This window comes from Natronomonas halophila, from assembly GCF_013391085.1.
GTDB classification, from domain to species: Archaea; Halobacteriota; Halobacteria; order Halobacteriales; family Haloarculaceae; genus Natronomonas; species Natronomonas halophila.
Window position 1 is genome coordinate 2,722,493 of the sequence record NZ_CP058334.1, and the last position, 19,664, is coordinate 2,742,156.

Below are 19,664 nucleotides of genomic sequence, written 5' to 3' on the forward strand. Positions count from 1 at the left end.
GAGGCGATTACGCCTCGATTTGGGCCGAAAGCTTATCCTTCCCGTAGTACGCTATCCGGACAAGTAACGTATGAAACTCGCAATGATCGGCTTCGGGCAAGCCGGCGGGAAAATAACCGACCGGTTTCTCGAATACGACTCTACTCGCGGCACCGGGATTATCGGGCACGCCGTCGCGGTAAACACGGCGAAGGCGGACCTGATGGGTCTGGATTACGTCCCCAACGAGAACCGCGTTCTCATCGGGCAATCCGTGGTCAAGGGCCACGGCGCGGGGACCGAACCGGAACTCGGCGAGCGATGCGCGCGGGAGGACATGGAGGAAATCCAGAGCGCCATCGACCAGATGACCAGCAGCGAGATCGACGCGTTCCTCATCGTCGCCGGTCTGGGCGGCGGGACCGGAAGCGGTGGCGCACCCGTTCTCGCGGAACATCTCCAGCGACTCTACGTCGAACCCGTCTACGGTCTCGGCGTGCTTCCCGCTCGCGACGAAGGTGGCATCTACAACCGCAACGCTGCACGCTCCTTCCAGGAGTTCGTCAAGAACGTCGACAACCTGCTCGGCTTCGACAACGACGCCTTCAAGACCGGCGGCGAGAGCCTCGGCGAGGGCTACAGCGAAATCAACTCCCAGATCGTCACCCGGTTCGGCGCGCTGTTCTCCGCGGGTGAGGTCGAGGCCCTCGGCGACGACGTGGCCGAAAGCGTCGTCGACGCCTCCGAGATTATCAACACGCTCGGCGAGGAGGGCATCTCCAGTGTCGGCTACGCCAGCGAGGAGATTGAAACCGAAGAAAAGGGACTTCTCGGTCGACTTCGCGGCGGTAACGACGATAACGGCCTCGAAAGTTCCGGCGACGCAACCAACCGAATCACGTCGCTGGTTCGTCGGGCGACGCTCGGCAAACTCACGCTCCAATGCGAGGTGGACAGTACCGAGCGCGCGCTGCTCCTCGTCTCTGGCCCCCCGGACGCTCTCAACCGCAAGGGCATAGACAAGGCGCGGAAATGGCTCGAGCAAAAGACCGGCTGCATGGAGGTCCGGGCAGGGGACTATCCCCTGCCGAACGAGGACCGGGTCGCCGCCATCGTCGTCCTCTCGGGCGTGACGGAGGTGCCCCGCGTCAAGGAAATGCAGCGGCTGGCCATCGAGGCCGAGGAGAACGTCGAACAGCTCCAGGCCGAAAGCAAAGAGGACTTAGAGAACCTTATCGAATACGGCGACGATGAAGAGTAGCAAGCTACTGTCGCTCCTCGTCGCCGGGTTGCTCGTTTCGTCGCTGGCCGTTGGCTCAGCGGCGGCCGTCGAGAGCGCCCCCCAGGAGCTTCCCGAAGAGTCCGAAGTCGGCACCGATTACGAGGCAACCTTCGAGCTGACGAACCTGTTCGACGAGTTCGAACAGTGGACGCTCCGCGGTGAGACCGAACTCACCAACGTCACCTGGACCGTCGTGCAGTACGACCAGGCCGGCAACCAGATCGGCCAGACCTCCGCGGACGGCCAGACGTTCAACGAGGACATCAGCATCGACGACGGCACCAGCCGCGTCGAGGTCCGCGTGACGGGCACGACGCCCGAAATCGGCAACCTGACCTACGACCCCGAAGAGCGCTTCGCGGTCGCGAACTTCACGCAGGTCCGTGAGGGCGGTACCCAGCAGGCGATTGCCTCTCACAGCGCCCACCACTACACGCCGGACAGCAAGGAAGCCCGAAACGCCATCGACAACGCCAGCGAGGTCGTCAACGGGTCCGGCAGCGACGAGGCCCAGCAGACGCTCCAGAGCGCCATCTCCGCCTACGAGGCCGGCAACTTCGAGAACGCCATCAGCCTCGCTGACCGCGCCGAAAACGAGGCGACCGAAACCACGACCCGACGGAACTTCCTGCTCTACGGGGCGGCCGCGGTCGTCGTCCTGCTGCTGCTCGGCGGCGCCTACTACCTCTACAAGTCCCGCCAGCAGGCCCCGAGCCGGCTCCAGTAGATGGAGACCCTCGTTCCGTTCGCGGCCCGCGAGCCGAAAACCCGACTCGCCGACACGCTTTCGGCGGCCGAACGGGACGACTTCTCTCGCGCGATGCTTCTCGACGTCTGTGATGCCGTCAGCGACGCCGGCGGCGACCCGACCGTACTTTCGACCGCCGACGTCGACTGTCCGTATCCAGCGGTCGTCGATGACCGGCCGCTCACCGAGGCCGTCAACGCCCGCCTCGACCCGCCGACGGCAGTCGTGATGGCCGACCTCGCGTTGGCGACATCCGAGGCCGTCGGGCGGCTCTTCGAGACGACGGCCGACGTCGCCATCGCGCCGGGCCTCGGCGGCGGCACGAACGCGTTGGCGGTCCGCCATCCCGACTTTCGCGTGGACTACCACGGTACCTCCGTCGAGGACCACCGCCGTATCGCCACGGATATCGGTGCCGCGACGGCGACGGTCGATTCCTTCCGACTCGCGGTGGATATCGACCAGCAACGGGACCTCGCCGAGGTGCTCCTCCATGGAGAGGGTCGGGCCCGACGGTGGCTCGAAACCGCCGGCTTCGAACTCGACTCGGGTCACGGCCGGACGCTCGTCCGTCGGGACTGATCCGTTGACGTTCCCGATGTCGGTCTAAACGTGTGTCGCGACGAACCGAAACCGCCACAAGGGAGACGTACGCGCGGTAGGCTGCATGCTGACCGACCTCGCACGGACGTATTCTGCGGTGTTCGCCCCCGAGTTCTTCGTCCTCCTCTGTAGTCTGCTCGTCATCAGCTACGAATGGCGAACCGAGTCGGAGCGTTCACTCCCGGGGCTCGGTCTTCGCCTCGGGGTGCTCGGTCTCGGATGGGCCGTTGCGTTCGCCATCTACCAAGGCGTGCCACTGGTGGTTGGGGGACTCCCGGAATGGGGGACGGACTTCACGGGAAGTGCCGGATTGGGTGTCGGCATTCTGGTGATCTGGTTCGTCTGGCGGCGCCGAGACTGGGGTGACCTCGTTCCGGCGTTTTCGCTGCTTCTCGTGGGTGTCACCGTTCCGCATCTCCTCATAACGCCGATCTGGGACGTTTCGAGCCACGTCATCTACGCGGTAGTGCCGGCGGGCTACCTGCTGTTCGTGAACGTCCGGTTCGTGCCGGTCGCCGTCATCGCGGTTGGGATGGTGTTCGCCCGGCCCCTCGCCGGCGCCCACACATGGCTGCAGTCGGTTGCCGGACTGCTCCTCTCGGTGGTGTTCCTGCTCGGCCTCGTTCGATTCGGGTCGCTGCCGGAATGGCGAGTAAGCGACGAACGAAACCCGTCCTGATACATCGGGGACGCCTGAGCCACGAGCGGGTTCAGGTAGTCGGGACAGGTGGGGGTCGTGACGCACCGAAGCGCAGCCGGTCCAAACCTTTTTCGACTCGGTCTGCGAACTGGTACCATGGTCCGTGCGTTTATCATGGTGAAGGCCGGCGCCGGCCACGCTGAGTCGTTGTTGGAGACGGTTCGCAGCCTCGAACACGTCATCGAGGCCAACATCGTCGCCGGGGATTTCGACATCATCGTCGAGGCCGAAGGCGAGGAGGTCTACGACGTCATCAACTCGGTCGCGACGACCATCCGGTCGACCGACGACGTCACCGACACCAAAACGTACGTCTGTCTCGAATAACGCCTCGCTGTTTTCGTCTCGTTTCTCGTCGAAACGTCACCGGACGGCCGGACGGACAAACCAAAGAGGCTCCGCCCCCTACGGCGGATATGGTCTCCGTATTCGACGCCGTGGGCTTGCTCGTGCTCCTCGGCATCAATACCGCCCTCGCCGCCGTGCTGACCCGGGTGTTCCGAACCCGACTGAACACGCGGTGGGGTGGTGCGCTCTATACGGTCCTTATCACGCCCGTCGTGTTGCTTATCGTAACGATTTTCATCGGACAGGCGCTCGGGCCGAACCTCGGCGATACCTCGACGGTCTTCGGGTTGACCGTTCTCGTCCCGATGACGGTCGGCATCGCGTTCGACTACTTCTGGATGCCGGCACCCGACGAAGTCGAGGTCCCCGAGACGCTATAGGCGTCCGTTTTCCCGGGGCCCATCGCCCGGTTCTCCCGAACGAAATCGGAGGATAATTCTTACCGAATCGTCTAGGGCCGGTATATGGCCGATTCCTTCCGTGTGCTCTACGTGGACGACCTGGAGGCGACCGAGCAGGCGGCCACGCGACTCCGCGAGGCGGACGACCGGCTTACCGTCGATGGGGCCACGAGCGCACACGAGGGATTGGAACGACTCGACGGGGATGTCGACTGTATCGTTTCGGACTACGACCTGCCGGAGACGGACGGCATCGACTTCCTCGAATCGGTTCGTGAACGCCGTCCCAACCTTCCGTTCATCCTGTTTACCGACGCGGGCAGCGAAGCGGTCGCCAGCGAGGCGATTTCGGCCGGCGTCACCGACTACCTGCGGAAGGACGGCGGCGACAACCTCCCGGAACTGGTGGCGCACATCGTCGATGCCGTCGAGACCTTCCGGGCCGACGAACAGGAACCCGGACGCGAACTGGAAGCACAGCAGGCCAAGGTTCGGGCGCTCCATACGGTCGCTACGCGAATCAGCACCTGCGACAGCAGCGATGCCGTCTACGAAGCGGTCGTCGAGGCTGCCGAAGCCATCCTCGATTTCGACATCGCCATCGCGGATGCGGCCGTCGAGGACGTCCTCGTGCCGCGGGCCGTCTCCACGGAACTGTCCGTCGACGAGTACTTCGAGGAGACACCCATCGACGCCGAGAACAACCTCGGGGCGGAAGCCTACCGGACCGGCAAGGCGTCAGTCATCGATGACCTCCGGGACCTCGATGTGGTTCCCGCCGACTCGGAGTTCCGCTCGGCGCTGACCGTCACCATCGGCGATTATGGGGTCTTCCAGTCGGTCGACACCGACCCGGGCGCTTTCGACGAACAGGACCTCGAAATGGCCGAACTCCTCGCCGAACACGCCCGTGCCCGCCTCTCACAACTGGAGGCGAGACAGGAACTCCAACAGCGGACCGAGGAACTCCAGCGGAAAAACGAGCGCCTCGACGAGTTCACCCGGTTCGTCAGCCACGACCTGCAAAGCCCCCTGACCGTTGCACAGGGCCGCCTCGAACTCGCCCAGGAGGACTGCGACAGCGAACACCTCGACGACGTGGCGGCCGCCCACCAGCGGATGCGGAACCTCATCGAGGACCTACTGACGCTGGCCCGCGAGGAGAAGTCCGCGACCGAATACGAATCGGTCGCACTGGCCGAACTCGTCTATCGCTGCTGGCGGACCGTCGAGACGAAAGAGGCCACCCTCGACGTCGACGTCGACGCCACGATTCAGGCCGACCACGACCGCCTGCGGCAACTCCTCGAAAACCTCCTGCGGAACTCGGTCGACCACGGCGGCGACGACGTGACCATCACCGTCGGCGAACTCGACGACGGCTTCTATCTCGCCGACGACGGCGAGGGCATCCCCGAGGCCGAACGGGCCCGCGTCTTCGAATCCGGATACTCGACCGCCGCGGACGGCACCGGGTTCGGTCTCAGCATCGTCAAGAAAATCACCGAGGCCCACGGCTGGGATATCGACGTCACCGAAAGCGAGGCGGGCGGCGCCCGCTTCGAAATTACGGGCGTCGAGGTGGACCGCTGATTACGCTTCGAGCAGGTCGAGAACCGCCTCTTCGGCGGCGGCGATGACCTCCTCGGGCGACCGCGTCGCGTCGATGCGGACGAACCGCTCGGGTTCGGCCTCGATGAGCCGTTCGTAGTTCTCCTCGACCTGTCCCAGGTAGTCGACCGTCTCGAACTTGTTCGTCGCGCCGGCCCGCTCGGCGCCGATGTGCGGCGGCACCTCGAAGTACAGCGTCGCATCGGGCGGCCGCGTGAACGGCTGGTGGATACCGCGAACGTACTCCATCGGTCGCTTGAGGACGCCCGACAGCGTCGCGCCCTGATAGGCGTACCGCGAGTCCGAATACCGGTCGGAGATGACGACCTTGCCGTCCTCCAGGGCCGGCCGAACCACCCGCGAGAGGTGGTCGGCGTGGTCCGCCGTATACAGGAACAACTCCGCCAGCGGGTCCGCCTCGTCGTCGCCGATGGAGCGGTTGACTGCCTCGCCGTACCACGACTCCGTCGGTTCCCGGGTGAACACCGTCTCCTCCTCGGGGAGGGTGTCCTGTAACGCCTCGGCCACCGTCGACTTGCCGCTGCCGTCGAGGCCCTCCAGCGTGATGAGCATATCCGAGCGTTGTCGCCATCGCTTAAGAGTGGCCGGGATGCCGGTCGACGCTCCAACTGATAACCACGAACGTGTATACCACTCAAAATACACAACCGTTTTTACGCACGAACACGCCACGTCAGGTATGCCCGCCTACACCGCGACCGTGACCGTGCGGCTGAAGCACGGCGTTCTCGACCCGGAAGCCGAGACGACCCAGCAGGCCCTCGAACGGCTGGGCTTCGACCTCGAGGACCTGCGGTCGGCCGACCGCTTCGAGGTCGACCTCGATGCGGCCGACGCCGACGCGGCAGCAGACCGCGCCACCGAGATGGCCGAACGCCTGCTCGCGAACCCGACCATCCACGATTACGACGTGGAGGTCGCCGAAGCCTGATGACGGTCGCCATCATCAGATTCGGCGGCTCCAACTGCGACCGCGACGCCCTTCGCGCGCTACAGTACCTCGGCATCGACGCCGAAATCGTCTGGCACGAGGACGGCCTACCCGCCGACACCACCGGGGTCATGATTCCCGGCGGCTTCTCGTACGGCGACTACCTGCGTGCCGGTGCGATGGCCGCCCGTTCGCCCATCATGAGCGAGGTTCGCGAGGCGGCCGACGACGGTACGCCCGTCCTCGGCGTCTGCAACGGCGCCCAAATCGGTTCCGAAAGCGGCCTGACCCCCGGCGCGTTCACCACCAACCGGAGCGCCCGCTTCCAGTGTGAACCGGTGTATCTCCGCGTCGAGAACGCCGACACGCCGTGGACGTCGGCCTACGACGAAGGCGAGGTCATCGAGGTTCCAATCGCACACGGCGAGGGGCGCTTCGAGGTCCCTGACGACCACCTCGACACGCTCAACGACGAGAACCGCGTCCTCTTCCGCTACTGTGATGCCGACGGCAACGTCACCGACGCCGCGAATCCCAATGGGTCGAAGGAGAACGTCGCGGGCGTCCTCGGCGAAACCGACCACGTCGCGGTGCTGATGCCCCACCCCGAGCGGGCGTCGCTGCCGGATATCGGCGCGACCGACGGTCAGGGCGTCCTCGACGGCTTCGCCTAATCGTCGGCTTTCGTGCCCGTGGTGGTGAGTTCGGCCGCGCGTTCCCGGTGGCTTGCCGCGGCCTCGATATCACCGATTGCTTCTCGACAGTCCGCCAGTTTTGAGAGCGTTCCCGCTAACTCGCCGCGAGCGCCGGCCTCTTCCAGCACCTCGGCGGCCGCCTCGTAGCGCTGGCAGGCCGCCTCAAGGTCATCGCGGGCGCGTTCGAGGTCACCGTAGGCGGCCAAAATTCGGCCGGTTCGGTGGGTGTAGCCGTCCTCGCGGCCCGTCCGGAGGGCCGCATCGAGGTGGGATTCCGCGCGGTCGAACTGCTCACGCTCGCGGGCGACGCCGGCCAGAACGGCCCGGGCCTCCATCCTACCGCGCGGGTCGCCGATGGCGTCGAACTGGTCCAGCGCTGCCGAGGCAGTCGTTTCGGATTCGTCGAGGTTCCCGCGTTCGAGAGCGATACGCGCCAACTGGACGCGACACTGGACCTGTCCCCACTCCTCGCCGACGTCGGCGTAGGCCTCCTCGGCGCGCTCGTAGTATTCGACGGCCTCGTCGAGGTTGCCGCGTTCCAGTGCCACCTCGCCGTGGTTCTGAAGGGCGTTTGCGATGCCGTTTTCCTCGCCGATGTCCCGGTAGATGCCGAGCGCGCTCGCGTAGTGGTCGGCCGCCGCGTCGATGTCGCCGCGGACCACCAGCGCGACGCCGAGATTGAGGTGGACGTCCGCCTCGTCGGCCGGCCGACCCATCCGGCGATACTTGTCGAGACACTCCTGATAGCGCTCGATGGCGCCCTCGATATCGCCGCGTTCCTCACGGATGGCGGCGAGGTTGAAGAGGCTGTAACTGGCGAGTTTCTCGTCGCCGAGTTCCTGCAGGCGCTCGTAGCTTCGGGTCAGTTGCCGTTCGGCGGTATCGAGGTCACCACGGAGGAACGCAACGGTGCCGAGGTTCTTGCGCGCGTCGGCGATGCCGTGGGGGTCCTCGGCCGCCCGGAACAGCGATTCGGCGCGCTCGTAGTGGTCGGCGGCGGCCTCGAAGTCGCTTCGCTCGCGGGCGACGCTGCCGAGGCCGTTCGACCGCTCGGCCGCATACCGGGTCGCTGCCGGGTCATCGAGCAGGGATTCGGCGCGCTCGGCGAGGCGTTCGTACTCCCGTTCGGCCCGGTCGAGGTCGCCCTGATAGCGGGCCATCCGGGCCCGTTTTTCGGTCACCTCGACGACCGCCTCGGCGTCGAGCGCCGATGGGAACGAGACCGGGTCGGGGTCGCTCTCGCCGAACAGCGGCGTGAGATGCGGTCGTTCGAGGCCGGCCGCAAAGAGCCGGTCGACGGTGGTTTTCGCCCAGGCGGCCGGGTCGGCCTCGACGCGCTCCATGGTCGGGGCCGGGTCGAACGCCTCGACGATGGCGGCCCGCGCCTCGGCGTCGTCGGCGACCGCCAGCAGGCGACTCAGGCACTCTCCGACCCGTTCGTCGATGCCGTCGCGTTCGGCCGCCGCACGGAGGTACTGGCTCGCCCACGCCTCGTGGACGGTCCGGAAGCCACCGGCGGGGTCCGGAAAGAGGATGCGGCCCGAAAGCGTCGACAGCGTCTCCCGGACTGCTTCGGGGTCTTCGGGTGCAAGCGTCGCCACGAGGTCGGCAGTCACCTCGATGCCGGCGACGGTACAGAGCGAGACCAAGAGCGCGGCGTCGTCGGTCAACTCGCCGTCGGCACGCACCGTCTCGGCGACGTCCCGAACCGCCGCATCGAGGCTCGTCGGTTCGCCGTCGCCGAGCGGGTCGGCCAGCAGCGAGAGCCGATGGAGGACACAGAGCAGGCGGGCCGGCCGCTCGTCGGTGGTTTCGACGGCATCGAGCAGGGCCGAGGCCGTGGTGTCGACGCCGTCGACGGCCGCCTCGAACCGCTTGACCAGTCGGTCGGCGTCGTGTTCGTCGAGGGGCGGCATCGACACCACCTCGACGTTCGCCCGGAAGTCGTCCGGCAGGTCGTCGCTCGCAGGGTCGTCCCATTCGCTTTCGCGGGCGTCGAGCAGGAACCGCACGTCCTCGTTGGGGAACGCCTGCATCAGCCGAAACGCGGCGTTGGCTTCCGGCCGAACCGCGTCCTCGACGACGACCAGCGCGTTGCCCTCGACGGATTGGAGTCGGTCGGCGAACTCCGGCCACGATTCGAGCGGTTCGCCGGACCCGCTTTCGCGGTAGAAGACGGGGCCTTCAGACTGGTACCACTCGCAGGCGGCCGCCTTGCAAGCCGTCGATTTCCCCGACCCGGCGGGCCCGACGAGGGCCACGTCGCTGCCGTCCCGAAGCCGGTCGAGCAGGCGTTCGCTGAGCGGTCGGCGGTCGCCGTCCTCGGTCTCGACGGTCCGTTCGATGGCGTGGCCGGCCGCCACCTCGGCGAGGTCGAGGCCCGCCCGCCAGCCCGTCGGCAGGGGGGCGGCCTCGCGGGCCGCGAAGTAGGCCGGCGTCAATTCGACGATGCCCTCTCTGGCGAGGGTCTCGCGGGTTTCCGGTTGTGCCGTCTCCTCGACGTGGCCGTCCTCCAGAACGGGAGTGGCGCCTTCGATGGCCGTCGCAATCAGCTCTCGGCCCCACGCGACGGCTTCGGGGTCGGTGGCTTCGACGGCTACCAGTCCATCGACGTCCTCACCGACGAGCAGTACCGCCTCGGCGTCGTCCGTTTCGACCACGAGGACGGCGACCGGCGGGGTATCGCCCGCGAACGCGCTGGCTCTGTCGGCGGCCGCCAGCCACCGCGTGATACCGGGGAGTCGCTCGGGGAGCGAATCGACCGCCGCCGTATCGAGGACGACGTCGACGGACCCGCTCCCGAGTTCGCGCGTGGCCGAAAGAACGGGTGGCCCCGTCGCTGGCGGTGTGACTATCTGAACCGCTTCGGCCTCTCCGAGGTACGTCCGGATGGGGCCAGGCAACCGGTGGTCTTCGGCGGATGCGGTATGGAGCGTCCCGTCAGCGAGCAACGCCGCCGGGGGGTCGATGTCGGGCGGGAGCGCCGGCAACGCGTCGGCGATGGCCGCCACGCCCTCGCCGACCGCGAGCAGCCGGTCGACGGCCGCTCGGAGCGCAGACCCGACGGCCGTCAGGCGGTAGGACCCTTCGTCCCAGTCGACGAGGCCAGCAGTCTCCAACTCCCGGACGGCACGGTCGACGGTCGACCGGGAGACGTCGAGTTCGTCCACGAGTTCTCGCTTCGTCCGTGGCTCCCGGAGGGCGTCGAGCACGTTCCGACGCCGGAGCGCGAGCGAAACTACCTCACCCCCTCTATCCATTACATAAGGGCAGCGTCCGCCGTAATATAAGTCCACGGCCGCCGACGACGATTGCCGTCCGGCGGCGGGTATTTAGTTGACGAGCGGCTGGTTGTACGACGTTTCCTCGGCCATCACGTACTCCCACGTCGCCTCGCACTCACAGGAAACTTCCTCGAAGACCGAGGGGTCCTGCCGGAGGTCGAAGTCCTTGATGGCCTTCTGGACGAGGTCGTCACACTCCCCGCAGTTGTGGGGGCCGCGGTCCGAGCCGTGACCGACGGGGTCGGAAACGACGATGGCGTCGGCGTCGGCGGTCGATTCGAGGATGTCGGCGACCGACCACAGCCACGGCGGCCGGTAGCCGCCGTCGTGGTACAGTTCCTCGACCATCGTGTGCCGCTGGACGTTACAGGGGTTCATCGAGACGGTGTGACAGCCGTCGACGGCTGCACACTTCCGAATCGACCGTTTCATATCCTCGACGGCGTCGGGTTCGGCGAGGAAGGGCGGCTTCATGAGCAGGTAGGCCTTGACGCCGGCGCCGGCGGCCTTTGCTTCCTCGCAGGCGTCCTCGAAATCCTCGAAATCGAAGTACTTGTTGACGGCGTCGTGGCGCACCCGGTCGGTCGCGGTTTCGAGGCCGATGGCGACGTCGGTTTCGAGGCCGCGGTCGGTGTAATCACGGACCTTCTCACGGTCGACGAAGTCAGGCAGGGACTCCACGACCATGCGGTCGCGGTCCGAGAATGTCTCGGCGATGGCCTCGCGCGTCTCGGCGGGGACCTCCCGCTCGTCGAGGAACGAGCCGGAGGTGTAGATTTTGATGAGGCCGGCCTTCTCACCGTCGTCGGCGTTCTCGCGTTCGTGTTCCAGACAGGCCTCGATCTGGGTCATCAGGTTCTCGTGGCCGACGCTGCCGCCGTCGACCGATTCGGCGACGTAGCCACACATCGTACACCCGCCCGCGCGGGCCCACCGACACCCGCCGGTGTTGAGGATGATGGTGAGCGACTGGTAGACGCCGTCGGGGGTGTTGTCCTCGTCGAGCCAGACCCGCGTCGGTTCGGTGGGGTCGTAGGTCTCGTCGTTGCGGGCCCGGATGTCGCGCATCACCTCGTTGTGCGCGTCCATCCCTCGGCCCTGTTCGTAGGCGTCGGGACTCGGTTGACTCATTGGCGGCCCTAATATACGAGCGCGGATAGCCGTGTCGTTCCGAGAACGTTGCGGCAGTCGTCTATCGTTCAGCCCCGAAGACGGGCGCAGTCAGTCGCCACAGCGTCGCACCGAGAAGCGCCCCGAAGGCGTTGATACCGACGTCGAGGAGCGTCATTGTCCGATACGGGATGGTTCCCTGCAGGAGTTCGATGCCGATGCCGTAGAGGGTCGACAGCCCGGCCGCGAGCAGGAGGACGCGCCGGTCGGCCGATAGTCGCGCGTAACCGATGGCGCCGGTGAATCCCGCATAAGCGATGACGTGGAGATAGACGGTCGTCCCGATACCGAACAGCGTCGTCGGAACGCCGTCGTCGACGGCCGTCACCGACGCATAGAGGATGACGACCGCACAGGCGAGGACGCCGGCATAGCGGAGCGGTCGGGGCGCGACCGGTAGCGTACGGTTCACACCCGACGGCTGCCGGCCTGTCGTATTTAAATAACTGGTTCGAGCCGGAGACCTACTACTCCCTAGCGGCGGGCCAACGCCAGTGACGCGTTCGTTCTATCGCCCGGCTACGCTTCTCTGGGCCTGGACACGGTCGAGGCGATGGCCGTGATGTAACTGGTATCAGTTACACGATGGTGGCAACTATTACGACCTTTGCAACCAAGTAACTAGTGGGATAAGTTACCATGACAGATTTAGGCGGATTCCACGACCACGTCGCTCGCGTGGACCTCTCGGATGGCGATGTAGCCTACGAGAGCGTCGACGACGAGGACGCACGGAAGTATATCGGTGCGCGGGGGCTCGGCGTCAAGTACGTATTCGATCAGGGGCCGGACGTCGACCCGCTCGGACCCGACAACCTGCTGGCGTTCATGAACGGGCCGCTGACGGGGACCCAGACGACGATGAGTGGCCGAATCGCGGTCTGTACGAAATCGCCGCTCACCGGCACCGTCACGGACAGCCACCACGGCGGGTGGTCCGGCGCGCGCCTGAAATGGGCCGGGTTCGATGGCCTGCTGTTCGAGGGCGAGGCCGATAGTCCGGTCTACGCCTACGTCGAGGACGGCGAAGTCGAACTCCGGGACGCCTCCCACCTCTGGGGCGAGGGCTTCCACGACACCCGAGACGCCATCGAGGAGGAAGTCGAGGGTGAGTACGGCAAGAACCTCTCGGTGATGGGCATCGGCGAGGCCGGCGAGAACGGCGTTCGCTTTGCCTGCATCATGAACGAGGACGACCGGGCCTCGGGCCGCGGCGGTACCGGCGCCGTCATGGGGTCGAAGAACCTCAAGGCGGTCGTCGTCAAATCCGGCACGGAGATGCAGAAGCCCGCCGACCCCGAGACGTTCAAGCAGGGCCACAAACAGGCCATGGAGGTCATTCAGGAATCGGACGTCACCGCACCCAACGAGGGCGGCCTCTCGATGTACGGGACCAACGTCCTGATGAACGCCACCGAGGAGATGTCTGGCCTCCCCTCACGGAACGCCAAATACACCTCGACCGGCGACGCCCGCAACGACGGTTGGGCCGGCGAGGAGTTCGACGCCGAGAAGGTCTCCGGGGAGAACGTCCGGGAGAACATCCTCGTCGACGAACCGACCTGTCACTCCTGTCCGGTCGCCTGCAAGAAGGAAGTCGAAGTCGACGTGATGCACAAAGGCGAGGAGTTGAACGTCCGCACCGAGTCCTACGAGTACGAATCGGCGTGGGCGCTCGGCCCCAACTCCGGCCACACCGAGCGCGACGAAATCGCGCTGATGCTCCAGCGCTGTAACGACCACGGCATCGACACCATCGACGGCGGGAACATGCTCGCGATGGCCATGGAGATGACCGAGGAAGGCAAACTCGACGACCTCGGCGACGGCATCGAGTGGGGCGACACCGAGGAGATGGTCGAGATGCTCACCAAAATCGCCAACCGCGAGACCGAACTCGCCGACCACCTCGCGGAAGGCCCCGACCGCTTCGCCGACGAATTCGACGGCCACGAGAACTCCCTGGCCGTCAAGGGCCAGACCATGGCCGCCTACGACCCCCGCTGTATGAAGGGCATGGGCATCGCCTACGCCACCTCGAACCGTGGCGCCTGCCACCTGCGCGGCTACACGCCGGCCGCAGAAATCCTCGGCATCCCCGAGAAGGTCGACCCCGTCGAATGGGAGGGCAAGGCGGAACTGACCGCCACTTTCCAGGACATGCACGCCATCAGCGACTCCTTCGACATCTGCAAGTTCAACGCCTTCGCGGAAGGCGTCGAGGAGTACGTCCTCCAGTACAACGGCATGACCGGCCGTGACGTCAGCGAGGAGGAACTGATGAAGGCCGGCGAGCGCATCTGGAACCTCGAACGCTACTACAACAACCTCGTCGGCTTCGACGGTGCCGACGACTCCCTACCGAACCGCTTCGTCGAAGGCGATGAACACGCCATGCCCGGTCAGGGCGGCGTCGAGGGCAGCCTCGTCGAACTCGACCAGATGAAAGACGCCTACTACGACCACCGCGGCTGGGTCGACGGCGTCGTCACCGACGAGAAACTCGACGAACTCGACATCGACGTCGGCCCCGGTACCGGCGTGACTGCAGGCGAAGGCGCGGCGCCCGCCGACGACTAGCGACCACTTTTTGCACGGGGCGCCTGCGGCGCCCCGGCAAAAACGTGGTGAAAATATGCGCGACTCGTTCCCGTCGCGCGCCTTCGGCGCGCGGTGGTCGCTCGTCGCTACGGCGCCTCCCTGCGGTCGGCGCCGGGAACCGCCTCGGGGGCCTTCTTCGAAGGCCCCGCTCGGCGGATGCTAGCTACCTATTTTTGTGTAATCGTTTAGTAGGTTGGATGCTGGTATAGCTACGCCGTCGCTTCTTCGTACTGCTCTCGCGTGACTGTGTACCGTCGGAGGTCACGCACCTCGTTAGCCTTCGTAATCCAGTTTCGCAGAAGGCCATCGTACTGGCCGCCGTGGGCCTCGATGTACTTCTCGATGGCATGGCGGGATTGCTCGTTACCCGGTTGGTGGGAGGCGCCGACGACTTCCAAATCGAGGTCCTCGAAGGCCCACTCGATGAGGGCGGCGGCGCGCTCGCCGGAGTAGCCGCGGCCCCAGAACGGCTTGCGGAGCCAGATACCGAGGCCGCCCGTTTTGCGGTCCCACGCGAAACGCATGTTCGTCAGACCGGCGAACTCGCCGGCGTCGTCCTCGCCCTCGCGCGGGTAGATGATGTAGGTCGCCTGCTTGCGGCTTTCCCACTCGTCTTCGAGTTCGTCGAGGTACTCGGCGGTCTCCTTGGGATGCTCGTGGGGGTCCCACATCACGTGCTGGCTCACCTCGTCCATATGCGGCGCGTCGACGCGCATATGCTCGTAGAGGCCCAGCGCCGAGATGTTCTCCCGACAGCACCGAACGAGTCGGAGCCTGTCGGTTTCGAGTTCCGCCGGGAACATACTCGTGCATGCGGTGGCTTCGACATGAGCCTTATCGTGGCCTGCGGGGCGTTCGCAAAGAGTGGTCGACTCAGGCCGAATTCTTCCCGATGACGACCGGCTCGCGCAGTTCGAGCGCGCTTTCGAACTCCGCGCGGCGATCGAGTTCGCCGCCGAGTTGCTTCAGGTGTTCGGCGTGGGCACGCCGCAGGGCCTGCCACTCCCGTTCCTCGAGGGCCATCTCCTCGCCGAGGTCCGCCCAGTGGCCCTCTTCGGCGAGGAAGACGGCCTCGGCTTCGTCCTCGTAGACACACTCGTAGGTACGAGCGTACTCCGGCAGACGAGACGTGAGGTGCTCTTGGGCGCGGTCCGCGAGGTCCGGCAGGCGCTCGCCGGAGACGGACGCCTTCGTGGCGGCGAGCACCAGCGCGTTGCCTTTCAGTGGCCCGCCCGCCATCTCAGCCTCCGGCACGAATCGCCTTCTGGGCGAACTTCTCGATGAGCGGTTCGAGCGTCTCGGCCTCCCCCTCGAACTCGACGGTCACTTCGTTCAGTGTGATGGAACCGACGGGGTTGACTTTCCGCTCTTCGAGGGTGGCACTCCAGCCGTCCCCCTCGACGCGGTTGCCACCGTTTTTGGCCTCGCCGCCGAGGTTTTCGAGGTACTGGACGGCAAGCCGTTGGGAGATGGCGCGGAACTCGCGTGTCTCTTGCATCTATCCTCCGGCCACCGGCGGGAAGACGCTGACACGGTCGCCGTCGTCGAGTTCGGTCTCGGTCCCCTCCAGATGGACGACCTCGCGACCGTTCTTGAGGACGGTCAGTTGCGGCTGGATATCGCCGTCCTCGTCGAGCAGTTCGCCGACGAGTTCCGGATATTCGTCCTCGATGGCCCACAGGATGTCGCCGATGGTCGAATCGTCGTCGACCTCCCAGGTGACGGTTTTCTGGCCGACCGCCGCGCGGAACGTCGCGAAGAACCGCAACTCCAGTTCCATGGTCCCCTGTTGGTCCGCCCCCGTCATAAATCGGAGAGTCGGACGCCGTCCTCGACGAGGCGGGCGTTGCGCTCGCGGTCCAGTTGGGCGGCGAGCCAGTCGTGTTCGTACAGTTGGGCGATGAGGTCCGCATACAGGTTCCGCCAGGCGATAGCGAAGATGGGTGATTGCCCCCACGCGCGCAACTCGGGGACGAACTCGTCGTGTCGCTCGCCGCGGGCCTCGAAGTGTTCGATGACGTCGAGGACGGCGCTTGCGGCCTCGGCGTCGTCGTCGGCATCCTCCAGCATCGCCTTCAGTTGCTGATTGTACCCTTCGACGGCACGCTGCATGTCCTGTGCGGCGCCCCCGTCCTCTTCGGGGAGCGACTCCAGGAGCGGTCCGGGAACGCCCAACTCGATTTCGTCCATGGGTTGTAGTGGCACTACCCGACCAAAAAGGTGGCCGGCGATGGCGCGGCGTCAGCGATTCCGGGCTCCGAACGGGAGCGCGTAGCCGCCGAGCACCAGCAGGCCGAACATGAGCGCGTCGACCAGCGAATACGTCCCGACGGTCAGCGCCTCCAGGTAAACGGACGTGGTGGCCATACTGGTACTTGGGAGCGACCACAGGAAGAGATACCCGGCGACCACGCCGACGAACGCCGCGATGGCGGCGACGCCGAGCACCGACGGCGGGTCGTCGTTCGCGGTCGAACCGTAGGCGTAGCCGACGGCGGCGAAGCCGACCACGGCGACGGTCGTCCACAGGAGTTTCGTCGACAGCGACAGCATCGCCATGTCGAGGGATTCCCTGACGACGCGGAACGTCGGCAGCGACCGCAACGGGACCACGATGGCGGCGATACAGAGGGTTGGGACTGCGAGGAGGGCAGGGCGGTCCATACATGGCCGTTCAGCCGAACCACTGAAAAAAGCTACCGCTCTGTGACCGTTATCGCTCCTCGCAGTGCCGCACGTCGACGGCCGACCCACGGGTCGCCTCGACCATCGCCCGGCCGTGACAACTCGCGCGGCCGACGCCGAAGGCCTTCGGTCCCTCGAAGAGCACCTCGTCGCCCGGCCGAATCGACTCGTCGGCGTCGATGACGCCCGGCGCGAGGACGCTCCCGCTCGGGACGAAACCGTCGATTTCGACCGTTTTGGTCGGCGCGGCGCTTTCCTGCCATGCGTGGGCGCCGGCGCCGGTCAGCGACAACGTGCCGTACTGGGCGACCTGCGTCGCCAGCAGTTCGCCGTCGGCATCGCGAACCCGGAGTTTCGGATACCGGCCCTCGGTCGAGATGTTCTCGCCGAAGACCTCGTCGCCCGCACCCTCGCCGAACTGGTAGTCGGCGATGGCCCGGACGATGGACTGCTCGCGCTCGCTTTTATAATAGCTCTCCTCGCCCTGCAGCGCCTTCGCGAGGTTGCCGAGCGACTCGGTCGTCGTCGGGTGGTCTTCGACCGTGTATTCGAACTCGATGCCGAGCGAGTCCTCGACGCGCTCGCAGATTTCGCGGTAGCCCTCGCCGGGTACGTGGGCGATATGGCGGTCGTAGTCGGCGCGTTCGAGGTAGCGTTCCAGCACCGCGGCGACGAACTCGATTTCGGTCGCGGTCCACTCGCCGGTCACCACGCTGTCGTAGTGTTGGGCGGGATAGGTGGTCTCCAGTTCGCTCGGGACGACGCCGATGGGCGAGGTCATCGAGACGACGTGGCCCCGATACTGGATGGCATCCATGAACTGCCGGTGGCTCTGGGAATCGCTGTAGGGCTTCCGCGCCGAACACGGTACGAGAACGAGCGGGCCCTTGAGGCGGCGCTGATACCGACTCGTCACCCGGTCGGCGAACCGCTGAATCTCGGCACGTCGGATGCTGTCGTCGGTGGCGGCCAGCAACTCGCTCCGGCGGAAAACCGGCGTCCGTTCCTCGACGTAGGCGTACTGCTGGTCGAGACGGCGGAACGTCGCGGTCAGCCACGCCTCGTGGCGGGCCTGGCCCTCGATGTAATCCCGGAGGCGACCCTCGGAGATTCGGTGGCGAACGCGGGCCATCTCAGCACGGAGGGCGTTGGCGTTGTGCTCGGCACAGTCCGCCCGCGAGAACTCCGAGACCGGCTGCTGGCAGGCCTCACAGGCGCACGGCAGTTCGTCGAGGTCTTCGAGGAACTCCTCGCCGTCGGTGGTCAGATAGAACCCATCGAGGCCGCGCGTCCGGGCGCGTGTCTCGTCCAGTAGGTCGACGCCGGCGTAAACGAGCGTCGCCGCGTTCGCGGGCGTCGCGACACCGGAGAGATAGAGCGCAGTGTCGTCGGGAATGGCCTCCTTCGTCTCCAAGAGCGCCTCCACGAACGCCTCGGCGTGGCCCGCATAGCCCGGCGCGCCGGCCAGCACGTAGGCGTCGGCGCCGTAATCGTCGGCCGTCCCCGGCGAGACGACGGCGGCGCTCGGGAAGTCGACGTCTGGGTAATCGACTGCGAAAGCCTCCTCGACCGGTTCCTCGGTGCCCGGCGGGAAGGCGCGGTGGGGCAGTACCGTTAGCGTCGATTCGTCGCCCTCCGGCATCTCCGAGGCCTCGTGCCAGCGACTGCCGGCGTCCTCGACGATATCGTCGACGAGTGCCGGCGTCGAAACCGGCTCCGAGAGGCGCAACTCGCCCCGACGAGCGGCGGCGTCGCGCGCGTGAACTTCGAAATAGTCGGTCATGACTCCCTTTCGGCCGTCGCTCCGTAATTGTTCATCGGTTCTCGGTCGGGTCCCGTGATTCGTTTTTATAAATCGGATGTGGTAGCTTTTTGACTCTAAACAGCCGGTTGAGCCCCCGATAACCCCGTCTCCGAGAACTCTATGCTTGCGACGATGGGTGTGTCATCTCGTCGCTTTCCTCGCCGGGCGTGCGTAATTTCACCCGTGCGATACCCGCACCGATGAGCAACAGCCCGCCAGCAGCGAGCAGGAACGGCTCTGCCCCGAAGATGAGCATAATCGGTTCTCCATCGAAGCCGGGAGCCTGTGGCGAGTACTCCTGATAGAGGGGCCTCCGTGATGACACGACCCAGCTGAACATCGCTCGGAGCGCGTAGAACAGGACGATACTCCCCATCACGACCGGGACGCTTGCCAAACGTTTCCAGCGAAGGGCGGCAACCGTCCCTCCGACACCGACTATCCCCAACTGTGCGAGCAGCACCTCCTCGTGATTCAGGTCGCCACCCCAGCCGGACATAACCGTTCCCTCGTATCCCGGCGCGACGTGGACTAATCCTTGGTACACACCGACCACGATGGCCACACACCCAGCGACGGCCAACACTATCGGAACGAGCCGGTGATTTTCCATGCCAGAATGTCGTTCAATCGACTGTTAAATGTTGGCTTGGTTTTAGGGCCGTCAGCGTGGCTCTCGAAGGGTTTTCTCCGCAGCCAAGCGTCCAGTCCGTGGTTCGCGGATAACTATCCCCGACTCGAAATGGAGACGGAACGTGTCGCTTTTCAAGACGCGCCGCTCACCGGGTAGTATGGCATTCA

22 protein-coding genes are annotated in these 19,664 nt (G+C 65.9%); 10 read left to right on the top strand and 12 right to left on the bottom strand.

Annotation, left to right across the window (positions count from 1 at the left end; translation table 11 throughout):
- Positions 1-70: 70 nt before the first annotated feature.
- From HWV23_RS14440 to HWV23_RS14470, 7 genes are all read left to right on the top strand, one after another.
- Positions 71-1,240 carry a tubulin/FtsZ family protein gene (locus HWV23_RS14440; RefSeq protein WP_178291091.1) on the top strand — a complete coding sequence of 390 codons (1,170 nt, stop codon included), beginning with the start codon at positions 71-73 and terminating at the stop codon, positions 1,238-1,240.
- Positions 1,230-1,988: a hypothetical protein gene (locus tag HWV23_RS14445; protein ID WP_178291092.1), complete on the top strand. Its 759-nt coding sequence runs from the start codon at positions 1,230-1,232 to the stop codon at positions 1,986-1,988. Before HWV23_RS14440 ends, HWV23_RS14445 begins: the two co-directional genes overlap by 11 nt.
- Positions 1,989-2,591 (top strand): 2-phospho-L-lactate guanylyltransferase, encoded by a 603-nt coding sequence (gene cofC / locus HWV23_RS14450; protein ID WP_178291093.1) that lies wholly within the window; start codon positions 1,989-1,991, stop codon positions 2,589-2,591. It abuts the gene before it with no gap.
- Between the two features lie 85 nt (positions 2,592-2,676).
- Positions 2,677-3,291, top strand: a complete 615-nt coding sequence (locus tag HWV23_RS14455) for a hypothetical protein (protein WP_178291094.1) — start codon at positions 2,677-2,679, stop codon at positions 3,289-3,291.
- A gap of 117 nt (positions 3,292-3,408) precedes the next feature.
- A complete protein-coding gene (locus HWV23_RS14460; RefSeq protein WP_178291095.1) occupies positions 3,409-3,639 on the top strand; it encodes an Lrp/AsnC ligand binding domain-containing protein in 231 nt (76 codons plus the stop codon).
- 89 nt (positions 3,640-3,728) lie between these two features.
- Complete coding sequence (locus HWV23_RS14465; protein WP_178291096.1) at positions 3,729-4,040, top strand: DUF7991 family protein; 312 nt, start codon at positions 3,729-3,731, stop codon at positions 4,038-4,040.
- 84 nt (positions 4,041-4,124) lie between these two features.
- Positions 4,125-5,654, top strand: a complete 1,530-nt coding sequence (locus HWV23_RS14470; RefSeq protein ID WP_178291097.1) for an ATP-binding response regulator — start codon at positions 4,125-4,127, stop codon at positions 5,652-5,654.
- Here HWV23_RS14470 and tmk read toward each other — a convergent pair whose 3' ends face one another.
- Positions 5,655-6,245: a dTMP kinase gene (gene tmk, locus HWV23_RS14475; RefSeq protein WP_178291098.1), complete on the bottom strand. Its 591-nt coding sequence runs from the start codon at positions 6,243-6,245 to the stop codon at positions 5,655-5,657.
- 127 nt (positions 6,246-6,372) lie between these two features.
- Here tmk and purS point away from each other — a divergent pair, with 127 nt between their 5' ends.
- Positions 6,373-6,624, top strand: a complete 252-nt coding sequence (purS, locus tag HWV23_RS14480) for a phosphoribosylformylglycinamidine synthase subunit PurS (protein WP_178291099.1) — start codon at positions 6,373-6,375, stop codon at positions 6,622-6,624.
- A complete protein-coding gene (purQ, locus tag HWV23_RS14485; protein ID WP_178291100.1) occupies positions 6,624-7,298 on the top strand; it encodes a phosphoribosylformylglycinamidine synthase I in 675 nt (224 codons plus the stop codon). The genes purS and purQ overlap by 1 nt, the downstream gene beginning before the upstream one ends.
- Here the strand turns inward: purQ and HWV23_RS14490 are convergent.
- From HWV23_RS14490 to HWV23_RS14500, 3 genes are all read right to left on the bottom strand, one after another.
- Positions 7,295-10,579 carry a tetratricopeptide repeat protein gene (locus tag HWV23_RS14490; protein ID WP_178291101.1) on the bottom strand — a complete coding sequence of 1,095 codons (3,285 nt, stop codon included), beginning with the start codon at positions 10,577-10,579 and terminating at the stop codon, positions 7,295-7,297. The genes purQ and HWV23_RS14490 overlap by 4 nt on opposite strands.
- Positions 10,580-10,651: 72 nt before the next feature.
- A complete protein-coding gene (locus tag HWV23_RS14495) occupies positions 10,652-11,734 on the bottom strand; it encodes an archaeosine biosynthesis radical SAM protein RaSEA (RefSeq protein WP_178291102.1) in 1,083 nt (360 codons plus the stop codon).
- Positions 11,735-11,795: 61 nt separating this feature from the next.
- Entirely contained in the window at positions 11,796-12,185 is a 390-nt protein-coding gene (locus tag HWV23_RS14500; RefSeq protein ID WP_178291103.1) for a VanZ family protein, read from the bottom strand.
- A gap of 227 nt (positions 12,186-12,412) precedes the next feature.
- On the opposite strand from HWV23_RS14500, the gene HWV23_RS14505 reads away from it, so the two are divergent.
- On the top strand, positions 12,413-14,353 hold the full coding sequence (locus tag HWV23_RS14505; RefSeq protein ID WP_178291104.1) for an aldehyde ferredoxin oxidoreductase family protein: 1,941 nt from the start codon (positions 12,413-12,415) through the stop codon (positions 14,351-14,353).
- A 230-nt stretch (positions 14,354-14,583) separates the two neighbouring features.
- On the opposite strand, the gene HWV23_RS14510 is transcribed toward HWV23_RS14505, so the two are convergent.
- The 8 genes from HWV23_RS14510 to HWV23_RS14545 form a co-directional block, all read right to left on the bottom strand.
- Positions 14,584-15,177, bottom strand: coding sequence for a GNAT family N-acetyltransferase (locus tag HWV23_RS14510; RefSeq protein ID WP_178291105.1), 594 nt, complete (start codon positions 15,175-15,177; stop codon positions 14,584-14,586).
- Positions 15,178-15,247: 70 nt separating this feature from the next.
- Positions 15,248-15,628 (bottom strand): DUF8048 family protein, encoded by a 381-nt coding sequence (locus HWV23_RS14515; protein WP_246282695.1) that lies wholly within the window; start codon positions 15,626-15,628, stop codon positions 15,248-15,250.
- Positions 15,615-15,872 carry a MoaD-like domain-containing protein gene (locus HWV23_RS14520; protein ID WP_178291106.1) on the bottom strand — a complete coding sequence of 86 codons (258 nt, stop codon included), beginning with the start codon at positions 15,870-15,872 and terminating at the stop codon, positions 15,615-15,617. Before HWV23_RS14520 ends, HWV23_RS14515 begins: the two co-directional genes overlap by 14 nt.
- The gene (locus HWV23_RS14525) at positions 15,873-16,154 is read right to left on the bottom strand and encodes a ubiquitin-like small modifier protein 1 (RefSeq protein WP_178291107.1); all 282 of its coding nucleotides are present in this window, start codon (positions 16,152-16,154) and stop codon (positions 15,873-15,875) included.
- Positions 16,155-16,177: 23 nt separating this feature from the next.
- Positions 16,178-16,564, bottom strand: coding sequence for a DUF7971 family protein (locus HWV23_RS14530; protein WP_178291108.1), 387 nt, complete (start codon positions 16,562-16,564; stop codon positions 16,178-16,180).
- Between the two features lie 51 nt (positions 16,565-16,615).
- Positions 16,616-17,038 carry a hypothetical protein gene (locus HWV23_RS14535; RefSeq protein WP_178291109.1) on the bottom strand — a complete coding sequence of 141 codons (423 nt, stop codon included), beginning with the start codon at positions 17,036-17,038 and terminating at the stop codon, positions 16,616-16,618.
- Between the two features lie 49 nt (positions 17,039-17,087).
- Entirely contained in the window at positions 17,088-18,842 is a 1,755-nt protein-coding gene (arcS, locus tag HWV23_RS14540; RefSeq protein ID WP_178291110.1) for an archaeosine synthase subunit alpha, read from the bottom strand.
- A gap of 139 nt (positions 18,843-18,981) precedes the next feature.
- Positions 18,982-19,476 (bottom strand): hypothetical protein, encoded by a 495-nt coding sequence (locus tag HWV23_RS14545; RefSeq protein ID WP_178291111.1) that lies wholly within the window; start codon positions 19,474-19,476, stop codon positions 18,982-18,984.
- Between the last annotated feature and the right edge of the window lie 188 nt (positions 19,477-19,664).